Annotated in this window: 20 protein-coding genes; 7 read left to right on the top strand and 13 right to left on the bottom strand. The window is 64.0% G+C overall.

The window, feature by feature from the left end; all coding sequences use genetic code 11:
- Both MK313_RS06490 and MK313_RS06485 read right to left on the bottom strand, forming a co-directional pair.
- Nucleotides 1–613: HAD-IIB family hydrolase (locus MK313_RS06490; protein WP_287780530.1), on the bottom strand; the 613-nt coding region annotated here is incomplete at its 3' end.
- A complete protein-coding gene (locus MK313_RS06485) occupies nucleotides 613–1,716 on the bottom strand; it encodes an NAD(P)H-dependent glycerol-3-phosphate dehydrogenase (protein ID WP_416054111.1) in 1,104 nt (367 codons plus the stop codon). The genes MK313_RS06490 and MK313_RS06485, both read right to left, overlap by 1 nt.
- Nucleotides 1,717–2,035: 319 nt before the next feature.
- On the opposite strand from MK313_RS06485, the gene MK313_RS06480 reads away from it, so the two are divergent.
- From MK313_RS06480 to MK313_RS06465, 4 genes are all read left to right on the top strand, one after another.
- A complete protein-coding gene (locus MK313_RS06480; protein ID WP_287780528.1) occupies nucleotides 2,036–3,649 on the top strand; it encodes an alpha-glucosidase in 1,614 nt (537 codons plus the stop codon).
- Between the two features lie 211 nt (nucleotides 3,650–3,860).
- The gene (locus MK313_RS06475; protein WP_287780527.1) at nucleotides 3,861–5,405 is read left to right on the top strand and encodes a CHASE2 domain-containing protein; all 1,545 of its coding nucleotides are present in this window, start codon (nucleotides 3,861–3,863) and stop codon (nucleotides 5,403–5,405) included.
- Nucleotides 5,406–5,414: 9 nt separating this feature from the next.
- Nucleotides 5,415–5,777: a hypothetical protein gene (locus MK313_RS06470; protein ID WP_287780526.1), complete on the top strand. Its 363-nt coding sequence runs from the start codon at nucleotides 5,415–5,417 to the stop codon at nucleotides 5,775–5,777.
- Between the two features lie 9 nt (nucleotides 5,778–5,786).
- Nucleotides 5,787–7,481, top strand: coding sequence for a M48 family metallopeptidase (locus tag MK313_RS06465; RefSeq protein ID WP_287780525.1), 1,695 nt, complete (start codon nucleotides 5,787–5,789; stop codon nucleotides 7,479–7,481).
- Between the two features lie 18 nt (nucleotides 7,482–7,499).
- On the opposite strand, the gene hpxZ is transcribed toward MK313_RS06465, so the two are convergent.
- The 3 genes from hpxZ to MK313_RS06450 are packed head-to-tail and all read right to left on the bottom strand — an operon-like array spanning nucleotide 7,500 to nucleotide 9,068.
- A complete protein-coding gene (gene hpxZ / locus MK313_RS06460; RefSeq protein WP_008944776.1) occupies nucleotides 7,500–7,904 on the bottom strand; it encodes an oxalurate catabolism protein HpxZ in 405 nt (134 codons plus the stop codon).
- Entirely contained in the window at nucleotides 7,901–8,971 is a 1,071-nt protein-coding gene (locus MK313_RS06455) for an amidase (protein WP_287780532.1), read from the bottom strand. Before MK313_RS06455 ends, hpxZ begins: the two co-directional genes overlap by 4 nt.
- Entirely contained in the window at nucleotides 8,934–9,068 is a 135-nt protein-coding gene (locus MK313_RS06450) for a hypothetical protein (RefSeq protein ID WP_287780524.1), read from the bottom strand. The genes MK313_RS06455 and MK313_RS06450 overlap by 38 nt, the downstream gene beginning before the upstream one ends.
- 92 nt (nucleotides 9,069–9,160) lie before the next feature.
- On the opposite strand from MK313_RS06450, the gene MK313_RS06445 reads away from it, so the two are divergent.
- On the top strand, nucleotides 9,161–10,102 hold the full coding sequence (locus MK313_RS06445) for an AEC family transporter (protein WP_287780523.1): 942 nt from the start codon (nucleotides 9,161–9,163) through the stop codon (nucleotides 10,100–10,102).
- Between the two features lie 18 nt (nucleotides 10,103–10,120).
- On the opposite strand, the gene MK313_RS06440 is transcribed toward MK313_RS06445, so the two are convergent.
- From MK313_RS06440 to MK313_RS06415, 6 genes are all read right to left on the bottom strand, one after another.
- Nucleotides 10,121–11,239 (bottom strand): amidohydrolase/deacetylase family metallohydrolase, encoded by a 1,119-nt coding sequence (locus tag MK313_RS06440; protein WP_287780522.1) that lies wholly within the window; start codon nucleotides 11,237–11,239, stop codon nucleotides 10,121–10,123.
- A 16-nt stretch (nucleotides 11,240–11,255) separates the two neighbouring features.
- On the bottom strand, nucleotides 11,256–12,341 hold the full coding sequence (locus MK313_RS06435; protein WP_287780521.1) for a D-TA family PLP-dependent enzyme: 1,086 nt from the start codon (nucleotides 12,339–12,341) through the stop codon (nucleotides 11,256–11,258).
- A 138-nt stretch (nucleotides 12,342–12,479) separates the two neighbouring features.
- Nucleotides 12,480–13,970, bottom strand: coding sequence for an amidase (locus MK313_RS06430; protein WP_008945237.1), 1,491 nt, complete (start codon nucleotides 13,968–13,970; stop codon nucleotides 12,480–12,482).
- Nucleotides 13,971–13,993: 23 nt separating this feature from the next.
- Nucleotides 13,994–15,007, bottom strand: a complete 1,014-nt coding sequence (locus MK313_RS06425) for an ABC transporter ATP-binding protein (RefSeq protein WP_008945238.1) — start codon at nucleotides 15,005–15,007, stop codon at nucleotides 13,994–13,996.
- On the bottom strand, nucleotides 15,004–16,005 hold the full coding sequence (locus tag MK313_RS06420) for an ABC transporter ATP-binding protein (protein WP_008945239.1): 1,002 nt from the start codon (nucleotides 16,003–16,005) through the stop codon (nucleotides 15,004–15,006). Before MK313_RS06420 ends, MK313_RS06425 begins: the two co-directional genes overlap by 4 nt.
- Nucleotides 16,002–16,892, bottom strand: coding sequence for an ABC transporter permease (locus MK313_RS06415; RefSeq protein WP_008945240.1), 891 nt, complete (start codon nucleotides 16,890–16,892; stop codon nucleotides 16,002–16,004). The genes MK313_RS06420 and MK313_RS06415 overlap by 4 nt, the downstream gene beginning before the upstream one ends.
- A gap of 206 nt (nucleotides 16,893–17,098) precedes the next feature.
- On the opposite strand from MK313_RS06415, the gene MK313_RS06410 reads away from it, so the two are divergent.
- Together MK313_RS06410 and MK313_RS06405 are read left to right on the top strand one after the other, a co-directional pair.
- On the top strand, nucleotides 17,099–17,476 hold the full coding sequence (locus MK313_RS06410) for a hypothetical protein (protein WP_156816304.1): 378 nt from the start codon (nucleotides 17,099–17,101) through the stop codon (nucleotides 17,474–17,476).
- Nucleotides 17,477–17,542: 66 nt separating this feature from the next.
- Entirely contained in the window at nucleotides 17,543–17,827 is a 285-nt protein-coding gene (locus MK313_RS06405; protein WP_008945241.1) for a GIY-YIG nuclease family protein, read from the top strand.
- Nucleotides 17,828–18,014: 187 nt separating this feature from the next.
- Here the strand turns inward: MK313_RS06405 and MK313_RS06400 are convergent, their stop codons facing one another.
- Nucleotides 18,015–19,484 (bottom strand): M81 family metallopeptidase, encoded by a 1,470-nt coding sequence (locus MK313_RS06400; RefSeq protein ID WP_008945242.1) that lies wholly within the window; start codon nucleotides 19,482–19,484, stop codon nucleotides 18,015–18,017.
- 23 nt (nucleotides 19,485–19,507) lie between these two features.
- Nucleotides 19,508–21,040 carry a M81 family metallopeptidase gene (locus MK313_RS06395; protein WP_287780520.1) on the bottom strand — a complete coding sequence of 511 codons (1,533 nt, stop codon included), beginning with the start codon at nucleotides 21,038–21,040 and terminating at the stop codon, nucleotides 19,508–19,510.
- Nucleotides 21,041–21,212 lie beyond the last annotated feature (172 nt).

The raw sequence follows: 21,212 nt of genomic DNA, 5'->3' as shown, positions 1-21,212 counted from the left end.
AATTGCCGACGGCAACCCCTTTCAGCTTTGTCTCGAACAGCGACAGGTCGTTCAGCGTATCACCGGCGACCAGCACGCGGTCCTGCGGCAGGCCCAGCGCCGCGACGGTGCGCAGCAGCGTCGGCCCCTTGGCCACGCCCTTCGGCAGCACATCCAGGAAGGTTTCCGCCGACAACAGCCAGTCGAAGCCGGCCTCTTCGATCTTGCGCAGTGTTTCGGGACGCAAGCTGTCCGGCTGGTAGTAATAGCTGACCCGGCGGTGAAACGGTGTGGGCTGCAGTTCCAGCCCCGGCTCGTCCGCCAGCATCTTGCGCACCCGGTCGCCGGCATCGCCCCAGCGTTCGCCAATCTCGTCCTGCACCTCGGCCAGCGGCGCGAAATCCTGGCCATCCACAATGGTGGTGCCGACATCGCCGATGATGTAGTGCGGCCGAGGCATGCCCGGCTGTGCGATGAGGCCGCGGATGAAGTCGAGATCACGGCCGGTGACGAAGATCAGCAGCGCGTCGTCGCGCTGATTCAGATGCTCGTAGAGATCGCGGCGCTGTTCGTCGCTGCCGCCCAGAAAAGTACCGTCAAGATCGGTCGCCAGAATGAGGTTGAGATTTTGCATTACACCATGTCGTTAGGTTGAAGATCATTTGCCGCCGAGGGATGCGGCAGAATTACATGCGGTTCCAGTTCGCGGGATTCCGCCTTGATCGGCCGGGTCAGCAGTGCCTGCACCGCATCGCGGATCGACAGCCCGTCATGCAGGATGGCGTTCACCGCCTCGCAGATCGGCATCTCGACGCCAAGCCGGCGGGCAAGCTGGGTGACGGAGCGCGCATTCACGGCCCCCTCCGCGACGGATTTCTTGCCGGCGAGCGCCTCTTCAGGGGTCATCCCCTGCCCTAGCGCCCGGCCAAAGGAGAAGTTGCGCGACTGCGTGCTGGAACAGGTCAGCGTCAGATCGCCGATGCCGGCCAGCCCTGTGACCGTCTCCCGCCGTCCGCCCAGCGCCTCGGCCAGGCGCTTCAGCTCGGCCAGGCCACGGGTAATCAGTGCGGCGCGCGGGTTGGAGCCCATGCCCAGCCCATCGGCGATGCCGCAGGCAATGGCCAGCACGTTCTTCACAGCACCGCCAACTTCGACACCGACCGGATCGTCGGAAATGTAGGGGCGGAAACTCTCATTACCGAGCGCCAGGCATATCTTCGCCGCCAGGCTGGTACTCGCGGCGTCGGCCCCGCCGGCGGCATCTTCCGAGGCGACGGTCACCGCCGTCGGCTGGCCTTCCGCCACTTCCGACGCGAAGCTGGGGCCGGAAAGGACCGCCTGCGGCCGGCCCGGCATTTCCTCCGCTACGATATCAGACATCAGCTTGCCGCTGTCGGTCTCGATGCCCTTGGCGCAGATCACCACCGGCACGCCGGCGGCCAGCACCGCCTCGACAGCGCGCGCCATGCCCCGCAGGAACTGCGACGGCACGACGAGGATTACCAGCCCGGCCTGCGCGACCACGGCGGACAGATCGCCGCTGACGGCAATCTCCGCTGGTATGGGATAATCCGGCAGGAACGGATTGCGGCGGTCCCTCGCGACCGCCTCAACGACGTCGGCCTCCCGCGCCCACAGCGACACGCGCCGACCGGCGCGGTGCGCCGTCATCGCCAGCGCCGTGCCCCAGGCCCCGGCGCCGATCACCGCGACCTTGTCCAACGGGGCCTCCGCCATAAGCCTGTTGTCGGCCTCGCCTTCTCGTGTATCCATGGCTCGTGTATCCATGGCTGAACCGTTGGCGGTCACGGCCGCTCTCCCTTGTCGCGCAGCATTGAAAGTCGATATCGAATAGGATGGTCGCCATGATTATAGTGGAAACCTCGTTAATTTCCACCCCCTACGGTTTCATCCCTTTCTGAAAGAGTTCCATAGAGAAAAGACCGAAATAAATGAATGAAAATATATACACTTTAATTGCGGATATTTTGAGATCGATTACCGAATAATCTAATTATTCAGCACGCCGATTGCTGTATTTTTCTATGGAGGATTAATGAACGACTGGTGGCGTGGCGCCGTTATTTACCAGATTTATCCAAGAAGCTTCCAGGACAGCAACGCCGATGGCATTGGCGACCTGCCCGGAATCCTGCGGCGCATTCCCTATGTCGCCCAGCTTGGTGTCGATGCGATCTGGATATCCCCCTTCTACCGCTCGCCCATGATCGATTTCGGCTATGACATCGAGGATTACCGGGAGGTCGATCCGATCTTCGGCACGCTGAAGGATTTCGACCTGCTGCTGGCCGCCGCGCACCGGCACGGGCTGAAAGTCATCATCGACATGGTTCTGAGCCACACCTCGATCCGGCATCGCTGGTTTCAGGAATCCCGCCGCACGCGCGGCAATCCCAAGGATGACTGGTATGTATGGGCCGATCCCCGGCCTGATGGCACCGCACCGAACAACTGGCTGTCGATGTTCGGTGGGCCGGCCTGGACGTGGGAGCCGCGCCGCGAACAATATTACCTGCATAATTTCCTGCCGGAGCAGCCCGACCTGAACCTGCACAATCATGAGGTGCAGGAGGCGCTGATCACCGAATGCCGTTTCTGGCTGGAACGTGGAGTGGACGGTTTCCGGCTGGATGCCTGCAACTTTCTGATGCATGACCCACTGCTGCGCGCCAACCCGCCGCGCCCGCCGGAGGCACCGCCGACCGACGGGGTGAAGCCCAACAACCCTTATAACCGGCAGCTTCATATCTACGACAAGACCCAGCCGGAGGCTCTTGATTTTCTTCGCTATCTGCGCAACGTGACACAGGAATATGGCGATATCGTCCTGATTGCTGAGATCGCCGCCGACGACAGCCTGAAGGTGATGCAGGAATATGCTGGCCTGGGTGGCCCGCTGCACACCGCCTATTCCTTCGCGCTACTGGGCGAGACGCTGGACACGCAACTGCTGCCGGAGACCTTCTTCCCGTTCCATGACAGCCGCCGGCATGGCTGGCCAAGCTGGGCGTTCAGCAACCATGACGTGTCACGTGTCGCCACGCGCTGGGGCGGACGCGATGCCCCCGACGCCTATTGCAAACTGCTGATCGCGATGCTGACCTGCCTGCGCGGCACGATCTTCCTCTACCAGGGCGAGGAGCTGGGCCTGCCCGAGACCGATGTCCCCTATGAACAGATCAAGGACCCTTACGGCCTGAACTTCTTTCCGGATTTTCCCGGCCGTGATGGCTGCCGCACACCGATGCCCTGGGATGATAATGACCGGCATGCCGGCTTCTCCACGGTCGATGGCTGGCTGCCGGTGCCGAACGAGCATCTGCGCCGCTCCGTCGGCGCGCAGGAGGCCACCGCCGATTCGGTGCTGAGCTTCACCCGCAATTTCCTGCGCTGGCGAAAAGGCCAGGCACCCCTGATCCTGGGCGGCATCGACTTCCTGACAACGGAACGAAACCTAGTGGCCTTCACCCGGACGCTGGGCGAGGAAAGGCTGCTCGCCGCCTTCAACCTTGATGGCATCCCCCGCTCCCTGCCGCTTCCCGGACCGGTCCGGGAGGAGATGCTGAACCACGGCCTGCCGCAAGGCGACGTGGCGGATGGCCAGATACAGCTGCCGCCCTTTGGTGCCTTCTTTGTGCTGCTCAAATAAGCACGGCCAAAAATCTTACCCTGAAGCGTATTGATGGTTAATTCACAACCAAAGATGGGCTAATCTTATCTTGTGCCGGCTGGCACGCGGATGGCTTGCCAGACGGAGCGTGACAGTGGCCAAGGGCGAAACCTCGAATGGCGGTGCTTCGCCTACGCTACCCGGAGAATCCCCCTCTCCGGCGCCCCGTCGGCCGCGGCTATTGCGCAAGATGCTGCGGGCGCGGCGCCGGCTGAAGCAGGCGCTGACGCGGCCGGTTCTCACGCTGCGCTGGTATCCCTTCGGCACGCCGGTGATCCGCTGGGCCGATCTTATCGGGCTGACGGCCCTGCCCGCCATCCTGCTGACCCTGCTGGTCGCGTTGCTCGACCCGTTCGAGCTGACCGAGAAAACCCAGCTGGAATCGGACGCCTTCTTCTACCAGATCATCCGGCCCGACTATCCCGACACGGCGCGCGACGACATCACGGTCATCCTGATGACGGATCAGGATCTCGCCTCCTTCGCCGAGGAATCGCCGGAGATGGGTGTCTGGCCGCCACCCTATTCCGTCTATGCCCGCATGCTGGAGGTGATCCTGGATTTCCAGCCGAAGGCGGTTTTCGTCGATGTCGGCTTCCTGAGCCGCCGGGAGGCGCCGGGATATGACCGGCTGCAATCGGTGCTGCATGATTACATCATCTATCATGACGAACCGGTGCCGCTGTTCCTCTCGGGCGGCGAAAAGCGGGACGGCATAGACCGCACCATCATCTTCGATCTGCCCGGCCCGTCCGTCGCCGAGGTCAGCGTCACGCACAACCCGGCCTATTATCCGCTCTACGATTTCCGCAATGACCGGCTGTCGGCGGCCTGCGCCCTGTTTCGCAGCGGCAGGAGGCTCAATCTCGCCGCGCCCGAAAGCTGTATCGCCAATGATGACACGAACCAGCTTATGTCGGTGGTCTGGCCGCCGCGCGGCAGCAGCAGCCAGGGGGCGGGCATCTTTGCCTGCCGCGACCTGCCGGAAAGCCGTACCCAGCGCGTCATCGGCGCCTTTCTGGGGATGGCCGGCCTCGACTTCCTCGGCATCGCCCCCAGGAATGAGGCCAGCGGTTCGCCCTATCGCCAGACCTGCCCGCCGCATGTAACGCTTGCCGCGGGCGACCTGCACAGGCAGGGCGGCGATGTGCTCGAACGGCATCTCGCGGATAAGTACGTCCTTATTGGCAGCAGCTTCGCCATGGCGGACGATCTGATTGCCCTGCCGGCGCATCAGCCCCTGCCCGGTGTCTTCTGGCACGCGATGGCGCTGGATAATCTTCTGGTCTATGGCGACGGGGCGGACGGCAGCCGCTATGTCCGCCATGACAGCACCCCCCTGTTCGGGCCGCTGACCCACAGCCTGGTGATGAATATCGTCACCCTGATCATCATCCAGATTCTAACCTCGATCTTCCTCAGGATACTGGATGCAACACAGCTCTCCTTCCCGTCCGGCGCGGGCTTCGGACGTGTACTTTTTGGCGCCGCCGGTTGGCTGATCTTTACCGCCCTGATCATCCTGGCCGGTCTGGCCGTAATCTGGGCTACAAAGATCGCCCTCGCCCTGTTCGCCTTCGAGCAGCTGAAACTCGCCCCGATCAACCTGTGGGGCATCTTCACCGCCACGGCGGCCCGCACAATCATCCACCTGCCAAAGAGCCTGGCCGCCATGAGTGGCCTTGTCCTGCTGCGCTATCTGGCGCGCCGGGGCGGCTCCCGGCTATCTGCATAGGAGGTACCGATGAAGCTCTTTCCCCGCGCACTCCTGTCCGCCATCTGCTTGATTACGCTGCATCTTGTTGCAACACCGGCGAGGGCGGAGCCGACCCAGGTTCTTGCCGTCAAGTCGAAGAAGCTGAACCTTTACGGGGCCGCCGACGGCCCACGGGTGGAGTCCCTGCCCGGCGAACAGGTGAAAACGCCCATCGCCATCCTGGAGGTCGCGCCGAACAACCGGCTAAAAGTGGAGATCGGCGGCAAGCCCTACTGGCTGGCGCCGCACCAGGTCGAAACCGACGAAAAAATCACGGTCGAGGTCCGCTGCCGCGATCAGGTGTCGAGCTATGCCTCGACACGCGGTAACCTCGAAAAATGCAAGCCCTAGGAGCCAGCGATGACATCTCCCCACCCCTTGATACTTGTCCTCGCGGCCGTCCTGGCACTGGGCACGCTCTGGCCGGTCAACGCCGCGCACGCCTTTTTGGACCGAATCCTGCCCAGTACCGACACCAAGGACGAGTTTGACGGGCGCTTGATCGATACGCTGACGCCCGGCGCCTGGAACCCGCCGCTGGAAGCCGCGATGCGAGAAGCTGCGGAGAAATCCTCAGACTCCCCGTCCAGCTTCAGCTTCGGCGGCAGCGGGGACGATGTCAGTTCCGTCGAAGAAAAGATTGGAGCGAAAAATGCCATCCAGCCCGAATTCGAGGAAATTCCGGGCCTGACCATGCTGCGCATGGATGAGCGCGGCATCGTCGTTCTGCCGGCGCTGGACGCCTATCTTGCCGGCATCGCGCGGCGGCTGCTGGAACCCTCCCCCATTACCGGCGCGCCGATCACGGTCTATGTCACCGCCAGCGAGCGCTATGGCGAAGCCAAGGCCCTGCCGGATGGCACCATCGCCATACCGATGGCCTCCATCCTGCAGGCTGACAGCGAGGACGAGCTGGCTGCTCTGCTGGCCCATGAAATCAGCCATGTGCTGCGCGGCCATCACGATCTCGACTGGTTCGAGCAGCGCCAGGGTAATCTCGTCTCGGGGGCCGAACTGATGCTGGGCCTTGCCTCAGGCCTCGCGCAGCAGGTCGGCAAGGGTAACGAGATGGCGGCGAAGGCCGCGCGTATCCTGATCGTGGCGGAGGCCACCATGGCGGCGACCTCGAAAGGACTGTTCCCCAGCTGGACGCGCGAACATGAGGATGAGGCGGACCTGCTCGGGCTCGATCTGCTGATTGCCGCTGGCTACAATTATGATGGCATGTTCACGCTGATGCAGAAGATGGAGGAAGCGGAACTCATCGAAGCCAGCAAGCCCGATCCCTATCAGGAAGCCAGGAAGGCGCTGGAAGAGGAAATCCAGCAGCAGACCAACCAGGGCAATATCGGTGCTGCGCTGGGTAATGTGCTGCAGGCGGCGACGCTGGAATTTGGCACCGCGCTTGATCGCGCCTCCGCCGATCATCGCAGCGCGACGGACAGGCTGGCATCCATCCGCGATTATTTCGACCGGGAATATGCCGACGAGATTCCGCCGGCCATGACCGCCCTGCCGCTCGAACAGGTGCGCAAGTCGAGGGAATTCATGGAATTCGCGGAGGCCTACAAGGATGCCAGCAAGGCGCTCGACCTGGCGACAAAGGGCGAGCTGTCCGCCGCCGAGAAGGCAGCCCGCAGTGCCGTGAGCGGCCCCTACAAGAACCACGCCTGGACCCGCTATGCCTTCTACAAGGTGCGGCTGGAACAGGGGCACCGGGACCGCGCGATGCAGAATCTTGAACTGGCGCTGAACGACCCTTATGTGCCGCTGTCAGTCTATACCGAACTGGAAAAGATGAACCGCAAGGCTGGCTCCATGGACAGCGCCGCCCGGATTCTTGCCAGCGCCTGGGAGGAATTCCAGCGCCCGGCGGCCCTCTACCCGCCGTTGATCCATCACCACCAGCGCAAGGGCGAAAAGGCGCGCGCGCAGGAACTGGCCATCGAATGCGCCTTCAAGAACCGCGAAGTGGCGAAAATCTGCCGGACCGCGGCGGAAGGCCGCGACCCGGACATGGCAAGGACACAGAGCTGGCTGCAGGCCCTGCGCTAACGCCGGACTGTAGGCCAGCTACCAGAGCGGCGCCTTGTCCATGGTGGACACATGGGCGGCGACGACCTTCCAGCCCACATCGGGGAAGCGCACCCAGGTCTGGCTCTGGCGGCCGATCAGATCCTTGTCGCGGATCTTGAATTCCAGATTGGTGGTGGCGAAGTCGCGGCCCAGCGTCATGATCTCCAGGCGCAGCCGCTTTTCCTTGATGCCCGGTCCCTTTGGCCGGCGCACCCGGTGCTGGTGGATTTCATCGAAGCCATAGCCGTTTTCGTGCATGGCGTAGCGGATGGTCAGCGGACTATTCCAGAAGGTGTCGTCCAGCACATCGACATCCTTCTCCGCCAGCGCCTTCTCGTAACGCTCGAACAAGGCCGTCACTTCGGCCAACACCTCGGGAATGTTCGGGGTCATGTCGGTCATCGCTTTTCCTCCATCGCTTTCGCTACGGCAATCAGGGTCGCGTCGGTACCGGGGCCGCCCAGGATCGACAGGCCGATGGGCAGCCCGTCCACCATCGAGCCCGGCAAATTCACCTGCGGCATGCCGGCCAGCCCGCCATGCGCGCACAGGCACAGGATGCGGTCGCGGTCACTCTGCTGTTCCGGCACGCTGCGCCCGCGCAAGGGGGCCGGGAACGGCGTCGTCGGCAGGCACAGGATGGTTCCCGCCGGCAGCAGATAGCGCAGCCGGCCGCGCACCTCCTGCCGCATCAGATTGGCCCAGTTGCGTTCCTCCTGCGTCACCTGCGAGCCGGCGATCAGCCCACGCGCGACGGTAAAGGCCAGGCGCGGATTCGCGGATTCCAGCCAAGGCTGGAAGGTCTGCCACGCCTCATAGGGCTGCAGCACGCGCTGCGCCCGCCCCCAGACCGACAGGCCCGGCGGCGCCATCAGCACCTCCTCGGAAGCGCCGAGAAGCCCGGCCAGCTTATCCACCATCGGGCGCAGGGCGGCAGAGACAGCCTCATCCGCGAATCCGAAGGCGTCGGTCGCGATCAGCAGCTTCGTGGGCAGCGCTTCCGGTATCGCCTCCTGCAGCAGGACCGCGGACACCCGCGCGAAGGTTGCGGCGTCGCGGGCAAACCAGCCGACGGTGTCGGAACTCGGCGCCTGCGGCATCAGCCCTTCGACGCTGACCCGTCCATGCGTCGGGCGGATGCCGTACAGCCCGCAGAAGCTGGAGGGCACCCGCACCGAGCCGCCGGTATCGGTCCCCAGCGCCGTGTCGCACAACCCGGCGGCCACGGCGGCGGCGGAACCGGAGGAGGAACCGCCCGGCACGCGGTCGGGTGCGGCACTGTTCAGCGGCGTGCCGTCATAGGCGCTCTCGCCGAAGATGCCGAGCGAGACCTCATCGGTGATCGTCTTGCCGATCAGCGTGGCGCCGGCATCCAGCAGCGCCTGACCCGTCCAGGCATGCGCCGTCGGAACGCGATAGTTCTTCGCCCAGTCATGGTTGCCGCCGCCGGTCGGAGGACCCGAACAGATCCTTCGCCGCGAAGCTGAGGCCGGAGAGCGGCCCGCCCGGCTTGCCTTCGACCTTGACCGACGTTCCCGGCACGAAGGCGTTTATCCGATCCTGCACCTGCGACCCTCCCCTGCGTGATTGATCCTCGACAAAACGAACAGCTGCCGGAAGGATGCAGCGAACCAACCGCAGCCGGATTGCGACCCTTCATGGAGATCTTGCTCGATATCATCGTCCCGGTTTTCGGGATCGTGTTCCTGGGCTATGGCGTCGCCCGATTCGGCCTGTTCTCGGAGGGAGCCACCAAGGGCCTCAGCACCTTCGTGTTCAATTTCGCGATTCCGGCGCTGATGTTCCGCGCCATGGCGACGCAGGATTTCCCCGAGGAAGTCGAATGGGGCTTCCTGATCGCCTATTTCGGCGGCGGCTACATCGCCTGGGCAACCGGCCTGCTGGTCAGCAAATATGTATTCAAGCGCGATTTCGCGACCGCCTCCATCGTCGGCATGGGTGGCGCCTTCGGCAACACGGTGCTGCTGGGCATTCCACTGATCCTGACGATCTATGGCGATGCAGGCGCGCTGCCGGTGTTCCTCATCATCGCTTTCCATTCCTGGCAGCTGATGTCGGTCATCACCATCCTGATCGAGGGCTCGCGCGGCAACCGGCAGGAGATGTGGCAGATTCCGCGCAACATCGCCAACGGGCTGGTGCGCAACCCGATCATCGTCGCCGTGCTGCTGGGGCTGGCCTGGCATTTCAGCGGCTTCGAGCTGCCGAAGGTGGTGGATCAGCTGACCGCGACGCTGGGCCGAGCCGCCCTGCCCTGCGCCATCTTCGCCATGGGCGCGTCGCTGGCCGGCTACCGCATCGGCGGGGCGGTGCTGGGCGAGGCGACGCTGATGACGGTTCTGAAGCTGGGGCTGCACCCGCTGATGGTGTTCCTGATCGGCCACTTCATCTTCGATCTGGAGCCGCTTTGGCTGCATGTCGCGGTGATCGTATCCTCGGTACCGGTCGGCGTGAACGTCTATCTGTTCGGCGCGCGCTACAATGCCGGCGATGCGCAGGCGGCAACCGCGATCATCCTGTCCACAACCCTGTCGGTGGCGACGATGACCCTGCTGCTGTCCTTCCTGGGCGTGCGCTGACCTCACCACCCGCGCCCGCTACCACCAGCGCCCGTTCAGCACGATCCCGCCGCAGCGCAGATGCTGCTTTCCCTTGTGCGTCTCGCCGGTCGAATCGCGGAAATCGAAGCTGCCCTCCTCGACCTCCAGCACCGTCGCATCACCCAGCAGGCCGGGCTTCAGCGTGCCGCGATCGTCGAGATTCACCGCCTTTGCCGCGTTGATCGTGCTGGCGCGGATCACCTCCACCAGCGGCACGCCGATGGCCATGAATTTCGACATGGTGGAGAGCTGGTCGAAGGCCGGTCCCTGAATCGACAGCACATGCACGTCGCTGGAGATCACATCCGGCAGGAAGCCGTGCTTCAGCATCGTCAGCGCGGTCTCGAAGCCGAAGCTGCCCTTGCCATGGCCGATATCGAAGATCACGCCACGTTCGCGTGCCTCCAGCACATCGTCATGGATGTTCATGTCGCCGGCGACCGGGCTGTTCGGGAAGGGCCGGAAGCAGTGCGTCAGGATATCGCCCTTGCGCAGCCGCGGCATGACCTCGCTGCGGTAGGGCGGCGGCGAATCGAGATGCACCATCACCGGCAGGCCGGCGTGATCCGCCACTTCCAGCGCCATGTCGAGCGGCGCGATCGCCATCGGTCCGCTGGTGGTGCGGCCGACGCGCACCTTGATGCCGCGCACCAGATCGGCATGCTCACGCGCCGCCTTCAGGCATTCCGGCGAAGAGATCAGCCGTAGATTCTCGTTCTCGCCGAACATCACATTCAGCGAGAAGGCGAAGATGCCGGGATAGGAGATGTTGATCAGCGGCACGATGCGGGTTTCCGACCGCTCGATCACATGCTTGCGGAAGCCCAGGATATTGCCCGGCCCGGCCGACCCGGCATCGATCAGCGTGGTACAGCCGGCCTGCCGCGCGTAGGAATCGGGATCGACGCCCAGCGAAGTGCCACCGTAATAGACATGGGTGTGCAGATCGATCAGGCCCGGCGTGACGATCTTGCCGGAAACGTCGCGGACCTCCTTGCCTTCCAGCCCGTCGCCAAGGGCCGCCACATTGCCGCCCGTGAAGCCGACATCGGTGACCTTGTCCAGCCCCTGCGCCGGGTCGATCACCCGGCCGCCCTTCAGCACCAGATCGTGCATTGCCCGCTCCCTCTTCTCAGCTCAGCCGACCGCGCGCGGCCACCGGCAGCTCGCCCACGATCTCGTCCCCGCGAACCGTGACATAGCGGTCCACCATGTTGCACACGACGCAGACATGGTTCGGCCCGATGCGCACCCCCTCGCCCCCGCACCGCCGCGCGTTGCAGGCCGACAGATCGAGGAAACCATGCTCCTCCGAGAATTTCGGGATGCGCGCCTGCGGATGGTCGAGGATCAGCCCGTGCCCGTCCAGCCCCGGCATGGTCTCCACGGTCAGGGTCTTGGAGCCGGCATCGAGGATACCGCGCTCGGGTGCCGCGCGGCTCACCACCGTCGAATAGACGGTCAGCGCGCAATCCTCCAGCGTGGCGGCACTGCAGGCCAGCATCATCCGGTCGTTGAAGATGCAGGTGCCGGCGCGATGTTCCGTCGCCCCCTTGATCTTGCCGAGATTGACGAGGTTCGGCGTACCGCCGGAGGACACCACAGTGACCTCGAGCCCCATGTCGCGCACGCCTGCCGTGGCGGTATCGAGGAAGGTCTGCGTCTCCGCCATCGCATCCTCGGGCGGATAGAGCATGAAGCCGGCGAAGTTCAGCCCCTCGGCCTCCTTGATGGCGCGGGCAACGGCAATCGCGTCTGCCGGGCTCTCGACGCCGGAGCGCTTGCGCCCAGTATCGCATTCCACCACCACGTCGAGCGGCCTGCCAGCCAGTGCAGCAGCCTTGGCGAGATCGCCGACCACAATGGGGTTATCAGCGGCGACGCGCATGGTCACGCGCTGCATCAGCTTCGCGAGGCGGCCCATCTTCTCCTCGCCCAGCAAATTGTAACTGATGAAGATGTCGTCCTGCCCGCCATCGGCCATCACCTCGGCCTCGCCCAGCTTCTGGCAGGTGATGCCGGAAGCACCGGCCTTGCGCTGCAGTGCCGCCAACACCGGGCTCTTGTGGGTCTTGATGTGCGGCCGGTTGGCCACCCCCGCCTTGTCGCACAGCGCCTGCACGCGGGCGATGTTGCGCTCCACCACGTCGAGGTCGATGACCACCGCCGGGGTGGAATAGTTGAGGGCGATCTCCCGCTTCAGCTTTTCGATGTTCATGGCGATTCATCCTACTCGCATGTCATTGCCGGGCTTGACCCGGCAATCCAGGCTGCACCGGCTTTTCCCGTTATTCGATGTCAGAGGCTAGGCACCGCCCCTGGATGCCCGGGTCAAGCCCGGGCATGACAATCGTGTTTACGCACTCTCCGCCGGCGGGGCGGTGACGATGGATTTCAGCTCCGGCCGGGGATCGCGCAGCTTGGCCATATCCGGCTTCGGCCGGCCGAGGCCCGGAATGCCGGCAAAAGCCTGCTCCATGCCCTGCGCGATGTTCAGCAATTCCAGATCGCCGCGGAAGCGGCCGATGGCCTGCAGCCCGAACGGCATGCCCTGCGCATCGACGCCGCAGGGCAGCGAGATCGCCGGGTTGGTGGTCAGCGTGATGAAATAGGTCAGTGCCAGCCAGTGATAGTAGTTACGCAGCTTCTGGCCTTCGAGTTCCTGCAGGTAGAGCTGCGTCCAGGGGAAGGGCGAAACCGGCGTGGTCGGCGCCAGGATCAGGTCGTACTCCCTATAGAGCGCCTGGAAGCGGCGGAACAGGCTGGTCTGCTCGGTATGCGCCCAGGCCGCATCGGCCAGCGACATGGAGGCCGCCAGCTCGTAATTGGCGATGATGTTCGGCCCCAGCTTCTCGCGCTCGTTATTGTAGGAATGGTGATAACGCGCGAGGTAGCTCTGGCCGCGCACGACGTCGAAGCAGCGGTCCGCCTCGCCGAAATCGAACGTCAGTTCGTCGCAGCTTTTGAACAGATGCCCCATCGCCTTCATGCGGTCGCGCATCACCTGCTTGATCTCGGAAGAGACCGGGCACTGGCCGAAATCGACGCTCCAGGCGACGCGGAGCGTACCCAGATCGACCGGACGATAGGCGGCAATCTCCTTCGGATCGACCGGCTGGGACAGCGGATCGCGGTCATCCACCCCGACCTGGCTGGCGAACAGCAGGCGGGTATCGGCCACATTGCGGCCCATCGGCCCCAGCACCGAGATCGGCGTCCAGCCGAGGCCGCGCCCATCCATCGGCACCAGCCCCGGTGACGGGCGGAAGCCGACGATACCGCAGATCGCGGCGGGGATGCGCAAGCTACCGCCTGTGTCAGAGCCGGTGCAGATCGGCAGCATGTCGCAGGCCAGCGCCGCCGCCGAGCCGCCGGACGAGCCGCCGGCATTCAGGGTCGGGTTGAACGGGTTGCCGGTGGCGCCCCAGACCGGGTTGCGTGAATTGGCGCCGGCGCCAAACTCCGGCACGTTGGTCTTGGCGGTGACGATGGCGCCGCCCTTGCGGGCCAGCGCGATCTGCGCCGAGTCCTTCTTCGGCACATTGTCGCGGTAAAGCGGCGAACCGTGGGTGGTCAGCAGCCCCTCGGTATCCTGCAGATCCTTCACGCCCAGCGGCAGCCCGTGCAGCGGACCCAGCTCACCGCCCTTCAGCACCGCCGCCTCGGCGGCCTTTGCCTCCTCCCGCGCGCGCCTGTAGCCCTTGGCGGAGATCGCGTTCACCGCCGGATTCACCGCCTCGATACGATCGATGCAGGCTTCCAGCAGTTCGACCGGGGAAACCTCCTTCGTGCCGATGCGGCGGCGCAGTTCGACGGCGGACAGGGACAACAGCGACTCGGCAGACATGGAACGGTCTTTCAGTAAGGGGATCAGACGGTGGGGGTAAGCGGGACGGGTTCGGCGCCGACCGGGCGGCGGATACAGGCGACCTGCTGGCCCGGCGCCACCTCCATCAGCACCGGATCGATCTGCCGGCATTCCGGGATGACATAGGGGCAGCGTGTGTGGAAATGGCAGCCGCTGGGCGGCTTGGCCGGGCTCGGTACATCGCCCTGCAGGATCAGCCGGCTGGCGCGCTTCTTCTTCGGGTCAGGGATCGGCGCGGCCGACAACAGCGCCTCGGTATAGGGATGCAAGGGGCGCGTGAACAAGGTGCGCTTGTCCGTCAGCTCCACCACCCGCCCCAGATACATCACCGCGATGCGGTGGCTGATATGGCGCATGACGGCCAGATCATGGCTGATGAACAGATAGGCAAGCCGGTATTCCTCCTGCAGGTCGATCAGCAGGTTCAGCACCTGCGCCTGCACCGAGACATCGAGCGCGGAGACCGGCTCGTCGGCCACGATCACATCGGGATTGACCGACAGCGCCTTGGCAATGCCGAGACGCTGGCGCTGGCCACCGGAAAATTCATGCGTGTATTTCCGCATGTTCTCCGGCCGCAGCCCGACGCGCTGGAACAGCTGCGCCACCCGCTCGTCCTTCTCCCGGCCCCGCGCGATGCCGTAATTCTCCAGCGGTTCGCCGACGATGGTGCCGGCCCGCAGGCGCGGATTCATCGAGGAATACGGGTCCTGGAATACGGTCTGGATGCGCCGCCGGTGTTCCCACATCTTCCCCTGGCTCAGATGCGTCACATCCGTCCCGCCCAGCAGGATTTCACCGGAGGTCGGCTCCAGCAGCTTCAGCACGGTCTTGCCGACGGTGGATTTGCCGCAGCCGGATTCGCCGACCACGCCCAGCGTCTCGCCGCGCTTCAGGCTGAAAGACACGCCATCCACCGCACGCACCGCGCCGACCTGGCGCTGCAACAGCCCGCCGAGGATCGGGAAATGCTTCACGAGGTTGCGGACTTCGAGGCTCGGCTGTTCGGAGCTCATGCGGCACTCTCCATCACGCGGGCGGTTTCCCAGCAGGCGGCGACATGGCCCGGCCGGCTCTCGACCAGCGGCGGCCGTTCAGCGCGGCAGCGGTCGGTGGCGAAGTCGCAGCGCGGCGCGAAGGCGCAACCGGGGATCGGCTGTGTCAGCACCGGCACGAGGCCCGGAATCTCCTGCAGGCGGGCGCGGCGCCCTTCCGCCTCGGCATCGATATCGAGGCGCGGCACGGCGCGCATCAGCCCGCGCGTATAGGGGTGCAGCGGGTTCTCGAACAGCTCCTCGACTGTTGCCTCCTCGACCTTGCGGCCGGCATACATGACCACGACACGCTGCGCGGTTTCCGCGACCACGCCGAGATCGTGGGTGATCAGGATGATGGCGGCGTCGATCTTCTGCTTCAGCTCGATCATCAGATCGAGGATCTGCGCCTGGATGGTCACATCCAGCGCGGTGGTCGGCTCGTCGGCGATCAGCACCTTCGGATTGCAGGAGAGTGCGATGGCGATCATCACGCGCTGGCGCATGCCGCCGGAAAGCTGATGCGGATATTCGTTCAGCCGCCGCTTCGCATCGGCGATGCCGACCAGCTCCAGCATCTCCCGCGCGCGCTCTAGTCCCTGCTCCCAGGACACGCCCAGGTGCCGCACCACATTCTCCGCAATCTGCGTGCCGATGGTCAGCACCGGATTCAGGCTGGTCATCGGCTCCTGGAAGATCATCGAGATTTCGTGGCCGCGGATCGCCCGCATCTCCTCCTCGGAGAGTTTGGTGAGATCGCGCCCCTCGAATTCGATGGCGCCATCGACGATGCGGCCGGTCTCGGCCTGGATCAGCCGCAGGATCGACAGCGAGGTCACCGACTTGCCGCAGCCCGATTCGCCGACGATGGCCAGCGTCTCGCCCTGGCTCACCTCGAAGGACACGCCATCGACGGCCCGCACCACGCCATCCTGGGTGAAGAAATGGGTCTTGAGGTCCCGGACCTTCAGAATGCTCACATGCGCCTCGACAATCTCGGGTCCAGCCGGTCGCGCAGACCGTCGCCCAGCATGTTCACCGCCAGCACGGTGAGGGTGAGGAAGGCGCCGGGGATCAGGATGCTCCAGGGCGCGATCTGGAAGAAGGTGCGGCCCTGCGAGATGATGTTGCCCCAGCTGGGGATTTCCGGCGGCACACCGGCGCCCAGGAAGGACAGCCCCGCCTCCACCAGCATGGCGGAGGCACAGACATAGGTTGCCTGCACGATCAGCGGCGCCATGGTGTTCGGCAATATGTGCTTCACCAGCAGCTTCGGCCCGCGCGTACCGCCCGATATCGCGCTCTCGATATAGGGCTGGCTGCGGATCGACAGCACGACCGAGCGTGTCAGTCGCACGATGCGCGGCACTTCGGGAATGACGATGGCAACCAGCACGATGCCGAGGCCCGGACGGGTCAGGGTGATCAGCGCGATCGCCAGCAGGATGGAGGGGATCGACATGATGCCGTCCATGATCCGCATGACGATGGCATCCACCTTGCGGAAATAGCCACACAGCAGCCCCAGCGTCAGCCCGATTACGCTGGCGAAGGCAGCGACCGCCAGACCCACCACCAGCGAGACGCGGGCGCCATAGATGGTGCGGGAATAGACGTCGCGACCATACTGGTCGGTGCCGAACCACCAGCGCTCCGACGGCGGCTTCAGGCGCTGCGCGGGGTTCAGCTTCAGCGGATCGCCGGTGATCCAGGGCGCGATCACCGCCAGCACGATGAGGGTCAGCAGGATGCTCCCGCCGATGAAGATGGTGGGGTTGCGCCGGATCGCCGTGCGGGCGCGGGAGAGAAGACCGGGTGCCTCGGCGGCGCTGGCCGTGCCAGTGCCGCCCTCGGTGACCGCTGCCATGCCCTCAGCCTCTCAAGGCGAAGGAGCGGCGTGGAGGCATTTTCACGGCAATTTCAATTGATTGTCCCATTCGCCTCACCCCGCCTCTGTTCATCAGCGCCGCCTTAGGGCAGCTTTATCTTGTAAAGTATGGTGACAAAAATCCGGTGGGGTCAACGGCGTAACTTCTCCTAGTCCACAGAGCAAAAATTAATTAGCATATCCACATGAACGCCGGACTAAACAAGACATATGAACCGCACAAGCCATGCCCACAGCTAAAGGCAGGCGAAATTTGTTTTGTAGTTGAGCAGTACAATGAAGGTAAAATTGAGCGTCTTTATCATGAACATGCCCCAAGGCGCAGGATGAGCCGCGATGCAATTGTTAGCACATTACGCTGCTTAAATGCCGCCACCACCAAAATGAGCTTAATTCAAATTATATCAGCACATCTAAACACTGCTGGAAAAAAGCCGGAAAGACATCCTGCCTTCAACATCAGATCTGCATACATTGAACCTGGTGTGCAAAGATTATATTGCGGAACCAACACCGTATCTTGGGCAGATATTGTAATTAGTAAATCTCACTTCCGAACATAACAGTTACTTCGTCATGGTCGGGCTTGACCCGACCATCCATCCGGCGTTGCCGCAGGATGTATACGGATGCCCTATTACACCTACATCCTCGCCAGCAAACCGGGCGGCACGCTCTATATCGGCACGACCAACGACCTCATCCGCCGTATCCACGAGCATCGCGAAGCGGCCGTACCCGGCTTCACCAAACGCTATAAAATCCACCATCTCGTCTATTTCGAGGAACACGCCACCTCCGAGCAGGCGATCCGTCGGGAGAAACGTCTGAAGACCTGGTTGCGGATCTGGAAGGTGCAGTTGATTGAAACGGACAATCCGGACTGGAATGATCTGTATCCCTTACTGCTCTGAAGCTGCGCCTTCCGCTGTATGGTCGGGTCAAGCCCGACCATGACGAGATATGTTGGAATGCAAGGAGCTTCCCATACTCCCTCGTCACCCTCGGGCTTGACCCGAGGGTCTAGGGGCGATGCCCTACCTGTGACGTCTCAACCCACCGCGCCTGGATTGCCGGGTCAAGCCCGGCACTGACAGGGGATTAAAAAATCAACCCTGGGCTGGTCTCCTTGTCGAGCGGCCAGATCGGGCGCTGCACCTTGGTGAAGGGAATCTTCTCATAGGTGCGGCTGAGCGGCGCATCGGATTCGATGTAGAGCACCTTCTTGGCAATGGGCCCGAAGGCGGCCATGAAGTGGTTGGTGGACTTCACCAGCAGGATTTTCTGCTCCGTCGGCTCGATGCCGACATTGCGGAACAGCTCCAGCCCCAGCGCCTGGGTACGGTTGGAGATCAGCACCACTTTCACCCCGCCGATGCGGATAGCGGCACAATCGCCCAGCGGCACGGTGGTCGGGCCAAAGCTCTGCCGGCAGTCGCGGGCCAGCGCCGTGACCTCCACCATGGCATCGATGGGCTGGCCGGAGGTCGGGCCGATCTTGCCGCCGAAGCGCAGGGGGAAGGTCGCCCCCAGACCGGCATCGAAGCACAGCCGAACGGCCAGCGGGTCCCAGATCGGGCCGACCGCGGCATCCTGCGCATCCTGCGCGATCAGCTCGCGCAAGATGCTGGTATTGTCGGAGGGCGCGCCGCCGCCGGCATTATCCGCCGGATCGGCCATGACCACAGGTGCCACATTGGAGTCGATACCCTGCCTCACGCCGGAGGAAATCGAGTGATATTCCGGCATGGTCTTACCGCGCATGGAGACGAACTCCTCGCCCAGCTTTGTGGCCAGCGCATCGGCCTTCGCCTTGTCCCCATCCGCCACCACCAGGATGCGTCCCGACAGTTCCGGCACGTCGCCATAGGGGAAGCAGTGCGCGGCGGAGACCGAGAGGATGCCGTCCTTGCCTTCCAGCGCGAACATGCGGTCCACGAAGCCGCGCATCAGCGGCAGTGTCGTTGGGTAGCTGCTGATCTGCCGGCAGTCATAGACCGACATGACCGGCTTCACCTCGCCGCGGATCGTGCGCAGCACCAAGTCCAGCAGGTCTTCCGCGCGGTCCTGCACGTCGGTATGCGGGAATTCCTTGTAGAGGATGACGATGTCGGCGTTCTTCATCCGCTTCAGCGTCAGGTGGCAGTGCGGGTCCAGCTCCACGCCGATCACGCAGTCCGGCCCGACGATGGCGCGGGCGCGCTCCAGAATATCGCCCTCCACATCGTCATAGCCGTGGGCGACCATCGCGCCATGCAGGCCGAACAGCACGCCGTCCAGCGGCAGCGCCGCCTTCAGCTGGTCCAGCACCTCGTCGCGCATGAACTCATAGGCATCGCGGTTCACCGTGCCGGCCGGGCTGGCGGCGAAGCAGCTGCCCTCGATCAGCGTATAGCCCTCCGCCTTGGCGCGCTTGCGGGCAACGAACAGCGGTGCGGTGCACATGCGCGGCGTGTCGTCGGGATGCTCGCCCGGACGCAGCCAGACGCTCTCCCGGAAGGCATCCAGGCTGGTCGGCAGCGGCGAAAAGGTGTTGGTCTCGGTGGCAATGGTCGCGGAGAACAGACGCATGGAAGGCTCCTCAGGCGGCAGACTCAGGCGGCGGGCGGGGTCCAGACGGTCTGCTCGTCCAGCGGATAGACAGGGCGCGGCAGGCGGGTCCAGTTGAAGTTGTGGAGTGCCGGCGAGGTCAGGCCGGGGCAATCCACCTCATAGATGCGGTCGGGCGTGAAGAACTCGTCGAAGCCGGCTCGGAAATGCCCCCGGCTCTTCACCACGAGGCAGCGCACTTTCGACAGATCGACGCCGAACAGCTCCAGCTGCATCGGCTCCAGGCATTGCTGGCGGTTGGTGATGACCACGACCTGCACGCCGCCGACCTGCAGCAGCGCCGCCGGCCCAAGATCACAGGCCATGTCCTGATACATGCCGCGCCGCCCGACGAAGGGACCATCCGCCAGCGCCAGCACCTCCGCCTCGGCGGTGAAGGTCTGCGAGAACTCGTTGTCCTCCCTGGAATTGAAGATGGCGGTGAAGCGCGTGCCCTTGCCCAGCCGGTGCGCCTCGGCAGCCAGCGCCGGATCGAAGAACACACCCAGCGCAGCGCCCTTCGCCCCCGCCTCGACCAGCGCCTTCAGGATATAGATCGTGTTGCCGCGCCCGCCGCCGCCCGGATTGTCGGCGACATCGGCCAGCAGAACCGGATCGCGCTTCCCCTCCCCGGCAGCGACGGCCAGTGCCACCGCGTCCTCCAGCGAGGTCATCGGCTTCTTGAAGCGCTCCTTCATCGCCCAGACCTTCTGCGCGATATCCAGCGCCAGCGCACGCGCCGCCGCGCGATTGCCATTGCGCGCCGTCACCACGGACGTGAAACCGTTCTTCGGACAGTCGGAGAAGGCGAAGCCGGCCATCACCGAGACATTCATGATGTCACCGCCGACCTTACCCTGGCCGTAGGCGATCATCTCGCCATAGGGATTGCCCGGCGCGGTCAGCAGCGCGATGGAAGGCGGCACCAGCGGCAGCTTCACCATCTCGATGGCGGTTTTGCTGCCGGCCAGCAACTCGCGCAGATGCTTCGCCGCCTCGACGCCCCGGTCATAGATATCGGTGTGCGGATTCTTAAGATAGCCAACAAAAACCGACACATTATCAATCATTTTGCGTGAAATATTCGCGTGCAGATCGAATACGGCGGCAATCGGCAGGTCCGGGCCGACAACGCTGCGGATCGCCTCGAACAGATCGCCGTCCGGATCGTCGCTGCCGGTCGCCAGCGCCGCACCGTGCGAGGAAATGAAGATGCCGTCGAGCGGCCCGGCCTTGCGCAGCCCATCCAGGATGTCGGCAATGAATTCCTCGAAATAGGCCTGATCGACCGGTCCGCCCGGCTGCGCCAGCGCGACGCGCAGCGGCACCGGCGTCCAGGGGCCGGTGCGGTCCATCTCGGCGAAGAAGCCCGGAAGATCCGGCAGGGTGATGGAATTCTCCGAGCGTGACTGGCGGACGATCTCCTCGCCGCTGATGTCGGTATCCTCCGCGAAATCCGCCGCCGTCGAGACCGGGGAAAAACGGTTGCATTCGATGGCGAAGCCCAGAAGGGCGATACGCGGGTTTTCTGTCGGCACGGGCTGGCTTTCCTAAGGATGGCGGGTCGTAACCGCAGCGGACGCCGCGGACAATTTTCTTATGCAAACCCGGCGGCTAACGCAGGTCAACGAACCGATTTGCAGATCAGCGTTCTATTTTGTTGCGCCCCTGTTTTGCGGACAGCATAGTAAATTAGTCATATTGACAGAC

This window comes from Oceanibaculum sp. (assembly GCF_022449305.1).
Lineage (GTDB): Bacteria > Pseudomonadota > Alphaproteobacteria > Oceanibaculales > Oceanibaculaceae > Oceanibaculum > Oceanibaculum indicum.
This window is presented reverse-complemented; position numbering and strand designations above follow the sequence as displayed.

What these genes read in the sequence shown, in the direction of transcription:
- MK313_RS06485 (WP_416054111.1), bottom strand. Translation starts at nt 1,716, where the DNA reads ATGGCGGAGGCCCCGTTGGACAAGGTCGCGGTGATCGGCGCCGGGGCC.
- MK313_RS06480 (WP_287780528.1), top strand. Translation starts at nt 2,036, where the DNA reads ATGAACGACTGGTGGCGTGGCGCCGTTATTTACCAGATTTATCCAAGA.
- MK313_RS06475 (WP_287780527.1), top strand. Translation starts at nt 3,861, where the DNA reads ATGCTGCGGGCGCGGCGCCGGCTGAAGCAGGCGCTGACGCGGCCGGTT.
- MK313_RS06470 (WP_287780526.1), top strand. Translation starts at nt 5,415, where the DNA reads ATGAAGCTCTTTCCCCGCGCACTCCTGTCCGCCATCTGCTTGATTACG.
- MK313_RS06465 (WP_287780525.1), top strand. Translation starts at nt 5,787, where the DNA reads ATGACATCTCCCCACCCCTTGATACTTGTCCTCGCGGCCGTCCTGGCA.
- hpxZ (WP_008944776.1), bottom strand. Translation starts at nt 7,904, where the DNA reads ATGACCGACATGACCCCGAACATTCCCGAGGTGTTGGCCGAAGTGACG.
- MK313_RS06445 (WP_287780523.1), top strand. Translation starts at nt 9,161, where the DNA reads ATGGAGATCTTGCTCGATATCATCGTCCCGGTTTTCGGGATCGTGTTC.
- MK313_RS06440 (WP_287780522.1), bottom strand. Translation starts at nt 11,239, where the DNA reads ATGCACGATCTGGTGCTGAAGGGCGGCCGGGTGATCGACCCGGCGCAG.
- MK313_RS06435 (WP_287780521.1), bottom strand. Translation starts at nt 12,341, where the DNA reads ATGAACATCGAAAAGCTGAAGCGGGAGATCGCCCTCAACTATTCCACC.
- MK313_RS06430 (WP_008945237.1), bottom strand. Translation starts at nt 13,970, where the DNA reads ATGTCTGCCGAGTCGCTGTTGTCCCTGTCCGCCGTCGAACTGCGCCGC.
- MK313_RS06425 (WP_008945238.1), bottom strand. Translation starts at nt 15,007, where the DNA reads ATGAGCTCCGAACAGCCGAGCCTCGAAGTCCGCAACCTCGTGAAGCAT.
- MK313_RS06415 (WP_008945240.1), bottom strand. Translation starts at nt 16,892, where the DNA reads ATGGCAGCGGTCACCGAGGGCGGCACTGGCACGGCCAGCGCCGCCGAG.
- MK313_RS06410 (WP_156816304.1), top strand. Translation starts at nt 17,099, where the DNA reads ATGAACGCCGGACTAAACAAGACATATGAACCGCACAAGCCATGCCCA.
- MK313_RS06405 (WP_008945241.1), top strand. Translation starts at nt 17,543, where the DNA reads ATGCCCTATTACACCTACATCCTCGCCAGCAAACCGGGCGGCACGCTC.
- MK313_RS06400 (WP_008945242.1), bottom strand. Translation starts at nt 19,484, where the DNA reads ATGCGTCTGTTCTCCGCGACCATTGCCACCGAGACCAACACCTTTTCG.